Source organism: Bartonella taylorii 8TBB (assembly GCF_902825155.1).
In the GTDB taxonomy this organism is placed as follows: Bacteria; Pseudomonadota; Alphaproteobacteria; order Rhizobiales; family Rhizobiaceae; genus Bartonella; species Bartonella taylorii_A.
In genome coordinates, this window is the sequence record NZ_CADEAG010000153.1 from 1 (window position 1) to 423 (window position 423).

Annotated in this window: 1 protein-coding gene and 1 pseudogene; both read left to right on the forward strand. The window is 35.9% G+C overall.

The window, feature by feature from the left end:
• The first annotated feature begins 80 nt into the window (after positions 1–80).
• Positions 81–311, forward strand: a complete 231-nt coding sequence (locus J7R13_RS09740; RefSeq protein ID WP_246786347.1) for a hypothetical protein — start codon at positions 81–83, stop codon at positions 309–311.
• Positions 312–335: 24 nt separating this feature from the next.
• Positions 336–423: pseudogene (locus tag J7R13_RS09890) on the forward strand (DNA adenine methylase); the annotation flags it as partial.

Consider the following 423-nt stretch of genomic DNA (forward strand, 5'->3'; position numbering starts at 1 on the left):
GGATAACAAGGATGTTGCGGTCATCAGTTCCAACCTTGCAAGAGATATTTTGAAGCATAACAAGCAGGGAGCCCATTTATGTGGTTGGAAAGATGGTCAAGAAACGAAGCAGCAAAGATAAAGATCTTACAGAAAAAGAACAACAACTCCTTCACGAGATGATAGAGACCTATCAAGGCTTAAAGATGATGTCACGCCTCATGAAATTGATAGCCTTTATTGTCTTTATGTTTGTAATAGATTTTTCCCGTTTTGTGGACGCCATAGAGAATAGCTTCTCACACCTCAAAAAGTGGATAACAAAAAGTTAAATATCAAATCTCTCCTTTAAAAATATGATGAAACAAGAATTCACACAAACATTGTTTGCGTGGATGGGTGGTAAACACTATCTACGTAAGAAAATTATACCGATTTTAAATA